Source organism: Brevundimonas sp., assembly GCF_036659295.1.
In the GTDB taxonomy this organism is placed as follows: Bacteria; Pseudomonadota; Alphaproteobacteria; order Caulobacterales; family Caulobacteraceae; genus Brevundimonas.
Genome location: NZ_JAVXCU010000121.1, coordinates 1 through 5,568, shown reverse-complemented (window position 1 = coordinate 5,568; position 5,568 = coordinate 1). Strand labels below are relative to the sequence as shown.

Sequence of the window (5,568 nt, the reverse complement as noted above, 5' to 3'; positions counted from 1 at the left end):
CGCCGATCTTGTCCATCTTGTTGACGAACACGATACGCGGAACGTTGTACTTGTCGGCTTGACGCCAAACGGTTTCGGTCTGCGGCTCAACGCCGGCGTTACCGTCTAGAACCGTCACAGCACCATCGAGCACGCGCAGCGAACGTTCAACTTCAATGGTGAAGTCAACGTGGCCCGGTGTGTCGATGATGTTCAGACGCTTTTCTTTCCAGAAAGCGGTCGTCGCAGCCGAGGTAATGGTGATGCCGCGTTCTTGTTCCTGGTCCATCCAGTCCATGGTCGAGGCACCATCGTGCGTCTCGCCCATTTTGTGGTTTTTACCGGTGTAGAACAGGATACGTTCGGTCGTCGTAGTCTTGCCCGCATCAATGTGGGCCATGATACCGAAGTTACGGTAGTCTTCGATTTTGTGTGTACGGGCCATTGGTCTTGCCTTCCGGGTGGCTTGCGGACGCCGCGAGCGCCCCCGTTGTGTCAGAAATGACGGCGCGGGCAGTTCCAGAAATGGATGCCCGCACCAAATCGCCTAAAGTGCAACCGTCCCCGTACCGGAGTACGAGGACAGTTTTAAGACGTTTACCAGCGGTAGTGGCTGAAGGCGCGGTTGGCTTCGGCCATCTTGTGGGTGTCTTCGCGCTTCTTGACCGTGGTGCCACGGTTGTTCGAAGCATCCAGCAGTTCGGCAGCCAGCTTCTCGGTCATGGTGTTTTCACCACGCTTGCGAGCAGCGTTTACCAACCAACGGATGGCCAGGGCGCGGCGACGGTCCGGACGGACTTCAACCGGAACCTGGTAAGTAGCACCACCAACGCGGCGCGAACGAACTTCGACCGACGGTGCTACGTTTTCCAGAGCCTGGTGGAAGGTTTCCACTGCGGTCTGGTCTTTTTTCTTCTCAGCCAGGATGTCGAAAGCACCGTAAACGATGTTTTCAGCAACAGCCTTCTTACCTTCGTACATGACGTAGTTCATGAACTTGGTAACGATCAGATCACCAAACTTGGGATCCGGCAGAACTTCACGCTTCTGGGCGCGGTGACGACGGGACATGAGAGTATCCTCTTAAATCTTGTAGAGCGCAGGAACGCGAATGGCTTATTTCGGACGCTTCGCACCGTAGTGCGAACGACGTTGCTTACGATCCTTGACGCCTTGGGTATCCAGCACACCGCGCAGGATGTGGTAACGGACACCCGGAAGGTCTTTCACGCGGCCGCCGCGGATAAGCACAACCGAGTGCTCTTGCAGGTTGTGGCCTTCACCCGGGATGTAGCAAACAGCTTCAACGCCGTTCTTGGCCAGGCGAACCTTGGCAACCTTACGAAGTGCCGAGTTAGGCTTCTTCGGGGTGGTGGTGTAAACGCGGGTGCAAACACCGCGACGCTGGGGCGAACCCTCCAGAGCCGGAACCTTGTTACGGACCGGCTTCGGCTTGCGAGGCTTGCGGATCAGCTGGTTGATCGTGGGCATTCTATTTCGTCTCTTACGATATGGAGGCGTGTGCCTTTCGGCCGGAGCGCCTCATTGCCTTCTTTTGAACGGTAAAACCGCCCGGGTTTGGACTTCGATCTGAAATGCGACCGCCAAACGGAAAAACCGGAACGCGCGCTTCGGGCGTTCCGGCGGGCACAGCCCGTCCGATCAATTGTCACTTCCCAGCGGACGGCGAACCGCCCACGTCTCGAAAGTGGGTGGCTTTTACGCGCCGCACAGCGATCCGTCAAGATCGGGCCTGCAAACCTTTACGGAACCTTAAAAACCCTAATCCTTAAGGTTTTAAGCGCCATCATCCCGAACTTGTCATTTCACGCCCGCCGACAAAGCGGTGTTGATTGGGACAATCGATTCTACAGGGCGGTATGTGGCTGATAGCCTGAATATTTGCCCTGATTAGCGTATGCCTTGCATGTCCCTCGTCCACCTAACGGCAGCGGTCTATGGGTTACAGCTTATCGGCCTCACCACGGCCTATTCCTACGTCGCAAGGACGCCAGCGCACTGCCCTGTTGCTGGCCTCGGTGGCCCTGCACGCAGCGATACTGATCCCCATCGCGCTTAATACGGTTTTTGTACCGTCCTTCGTGGATGACAACAGCTTCGAGGTCTGGCTGGACATGCGCCCGCCCGAGCCTCTTGTAACACCTCCACCCCGCCCCAAGCCTGTGCCGCGCGACAGGACCGAGCCGCAGGCCGATATCCTGCCAGAACCGCCTCTGGAGCAGCCGGTCGAACGCCCCGTGGAGCGCCCTATAGAGCGGCTCGTCGAGCAGATCCGCAATCAGGCCCAGCAAACGCCTCTGGAGCGTGCAGACCGCAGCTTGCCGCAGGTTCAGCAACAGAGACCGCAGGACACACAGTCGATGGATGATGCCGCCCCCGGTGCCATCAGCGATCTGGATACAACAGCCCTGCCCAATGTGACCGCGCGTATCACCCGCCCCCGCATCGAGGCCATTGACGGTCCCGCCAGCCAAGCTGTGAACGACCTGCAAAACCGCAGCCTGCCGTCGGTTGTGGAAGGACAAAACCGCGAGGCCGAGCAGGTAGGCCAAAGCCAGTCTGCCGACCAGAGCCTCGATCAGGCAGGGGCGCTGGATGCCCCTATTCCGCGCCGCGCCCGTGTGGACGAAGAAACCGAGGCCGCTCTGGCCGCAGCCGCCGCTGGCGGTGCCCTGGATGATGCATGGACCTATCGTCCAGAAGGTGGCGGTGCCCCGCCCGCCGGAGGAGGCAGTCCTGCGGGCGGATCATCCGGTGCTGGCGGTGTGGCAGGCAATACCGCCACACAGGGCCGCATCTATTATGGACGCTCTACACCTCTGGACTGCACCCAGCCGCAAATGCTCAGTGACATCCAGAGACTGAGCTGTGACAGCGCCGATGCACGCCGTATCCGTGAGTCTATCGAGCGTGGTCGTCGCGTCATGGGCACCGGCAATGCCGAGCGTGATGCCCGCAATAGTGCCAAGGGCAGTCAACAGCTCTATGACTATCAACGCCGCCGTGCGCCGTTAAATTCAGGTGTCGGTGTCAGCAATGGTTCGATACAGGGTGGGTCCGGTCAGGGCGAAGCGCTGGACGAGTTGTCGGGTACCAATCGCGAGATCCGCAAACTTCAGGACCAGATCGGAGCCAGTAACGGACCGCGTGCACCGGCCCCCTCGCCTGCCTCCTCCACGCCACCGCGCAGCTAACCCATAGTTTTGCCACAATGGATGCCAAGTCTCGCAGATAACACTGGCATTTACGGGAAAATGTATGAGGGGGCGGTCCACGCGCAAACAACTTTGGCTGGGCGGTGCCGCATCTGCCGCTCTCCATGTTGCGGTGATTGCCGCCCTTGTCTTTAGCGCACAGTCGGTATTGCCCCCGGCGCGACCGCATACACCCACCCTGTATATCGAGATCGAGCCAAGGCCTCTGCTCGACGGGGAAAAACCGCGTATCGTGGCTCCGCAACCCGACATCACGCCCGCTCCATCAGCGGACCGCAATCAAACAACCGCCGCCTCTGCATCGATTACACCCAACCGCCCCCAGCCGAGGCTGGCACAGGGAGTCAGTCCCGATCCGTCTGCACAAGATAGCTCTGCATGGCAGGTCGCCCCGCAAAGTGCTGAGGATGAGGTGTCCAGACGTGTCGGACAAAGTCTGCGCACATCGGTGCTGGGCTGTCAGTATCCGGATCGCCTGACCCAGCAGGAGCGCGATGTCTGTGATGATCGCGAAGGCGAGCGCACCACCCGCGCTCTCGAACGTCTTGGGCGTATTTCCGGCACCGGCAATTCCCGCCGCGATGCCCGCTTGGAAGCCGAGGGCCGCCAACGTCTGCAATCCTATGAAAGCCGCCGTAACACCCCTCTCGACAGCGAACGCGGCAATGGTGGCGTTGTAGAAGGCGTCGGCAGTAATTTCGGCATGGGCGTGGCCGGTCGCCACCTTGATCCCACCCATCAGGTCGACAGCGTTGCCCCCATCCAGACCAAGCGCGACGGGCCCGTTGAGCACCGCATCCGCAGAACGCCTAACTAACCTAGACCATAGGGCTGCCTAAGGGCCAAAAACAAAGGGCGGTGCCAGATGGCACCGCCCTTCATTTTCAGCTCAAGCCTGAAAACCGGATTAGTTCTTGTCCAGTTCCAGAGCCAGATCGGCCGGTAGCGGCTCGACTGCGTCTTCGCGAGCTTGGGTAAGCTCGGCGTCGCGCTCGTTGGCAACCTTTTGCAGGCTGCGCAGGTAAGCGCCCGTACCCGCCGGAATAAGGCGACCGACGATGACGTTTTCCTTGAGGCCTTCCAGCGTGTCTTTCTTGCCGTGGACCGAAGCCTCGGTAAGTACGCGGGTCGTCTCCTGGAACGAAGCTGCCGAGATGAAGCTGCGGGTTTGCAGCGACGCCTTGGTGATGCCCAGCAGGACCGGTTGCGTGATCGCCAGACGGCCACCGCGCTTCTCGACCTTGGCATTTTCCAGCTCGGCTTCTGCCACTTCGACCGTGTCGCCACGGATCAGGGTGGTTTCGCCCGAGTCGATCACTTCGACCTTTTGCAGCATCTGGCGAACGATCACCTCGATGTGCTTGTCGTTAATCGGCACGCCTTGCAGACGGTAGACTTCCTGAACCTCGTTGACGAGGTACTCGGCCAGAGCCTCGACGCCCTGAATACGCAGCAGATCGTGCGGATCGGGGTTGCCGTCGATGATGTAGTCGCCCTTCTGGATCAGATCGCCGTCGTGGACGGAGATGTGTTTGCCCTTCGGGATCAGGAATTCCACGGCCTCGGCCTGGTTGCCATCGGCATCCACTTCCGGCGTGATCTTGATGCGACGCTTGTTCTTGTAGTCGCGACCGAATTCTACGCGGCCATCCATTTCGGCGATGACAGCGCAATCCTTCGGACGGCGGGCTTCGAACAGTTCGGCAACACGCGGCAGACCGCCGGTGATGTCGCGGGTCTTGGCACCTTCGGTCGGGATACGGGCGATAACTTCACCCGGCTTGACCACGTCACCGCTCGACACCGACAGAATGGCACCAACCGGCAGCAGGTAACGGGCATCCGTACCCGAAGACAGACGTGCATAGGTGTCACCGGCGATGATACCCAGGGCCGGACGCAGGTCCGCGCCGCGCGGGCTGGCACGCCAGTCCGAAACAACGCGCTGTGCGATGCCGGTCGCCTCGTCGGTCTCTTCCTTGACGGACAGACCTTCGACCAGATCCTCAAAGCGGATGCTGCCACCCACTTCGGTGATGATCGGATTGGTGTACGGGTCCCACTCGGCCACACGAGCGCCCTTGGCGACGTCTGCACCGTCCTTGACACGCAGACGCGCACCGTAAGGCACCTTGTGGGTTTCGCGTTCCTTGCCGTCGACCATGATCGAGATGACCACGTTGCGGCTCAGGGCGACCAGATCACCGTGAGGTGCGACAACCGTCGGGCCTGCAATCTTGGCAACACCGGCATTGGTCGCTTCGTAGAACGAAGTGTCCGAAACCTGTGCAGTACCGCCGATGTGGAAGGTACGCATGGTCAGCTGGGTACCCGGCTCACCGATCGACTGAGC

Annotated in this window: 5 protein-coding genes and 1 pseudogene; 2 read left to right on the top strand and 4 right to left on the bottom strand. The window is 60.2% G+C overall.

What is annotated here, in order from left to right; translation table 11 throughout:
- The 3 genes from RSB01_RS13380 to rpsL form a co-directional block, all read right to left on the bottom strand.
- Positions 1-424, bottom strand: a 424-nt coding sequence (locus RSB01_RS13380; RefSeq protein WP_332625659.1) for a GTP-binding protein, incomplete at its 3' end; no start/stop codon positions are given.
- Positions 425-576: 152 nt separating this feature from the next.
- Positions 577-1,050 (bottom strand): 30S ribosomal protein S7, encoded by a 474-nt coding sequence (rpsG, locus tag RSB01_RS13375; protein ID WP_332620440.1) that lies wholly within the window; start codon positions 1,048-1,050, stop codon positions 577-579.
- Positions 1,051-1,095: 45 nt separating this feature from the next.
- Positions 1,096-1,470, bottom strand: coding sequence for a 30S ribosomal protein S12 (gene rpsL, locus RSB01_RS13370; RefSeq protein WP_003165508.1), 375 nt, complete (start codon positions 1,468-1,470; stop codon positions 1,096-1,098).
- 467 nt (positions 1,471-1,937) lie between these two features.
- On the opposite strand from rpsL, the gene RSB01_RS13365 reads away from it, so the two are divergent.
- Positions 1,938-3,194, top strand: coding sequence for a hypothetical protein (locus RSB01_RS13365; protein ID WP_332620441.1), 1,257 nt, complete (start codon positions 1,938-1,940; stop codon positions 3,192-3,194).
- A gap of 64 nt (positions 3,195-3,258) precedes the next feature.
- A complete protein-coding gene (locus RSB01_RS13360; RefSeq protein WP_332592215.1) occupies positions 3,259-4,032 on the top strand; it encodes a hypothetical protein in 774 nt (257 codons plus the stop codon).
- 90 nt (positions 4,033-4,122) lie between these two features.
- Here RSB01_RS13360 and RSB01_RS13355 read toward each other — a convergent pair.
- Positions 4,123-5,568: pseudogene (locus tag RSB01_RS13355) on the bottom strand (DNA-directed RNA polymerase subunit beta'); the annotation flags it as partial.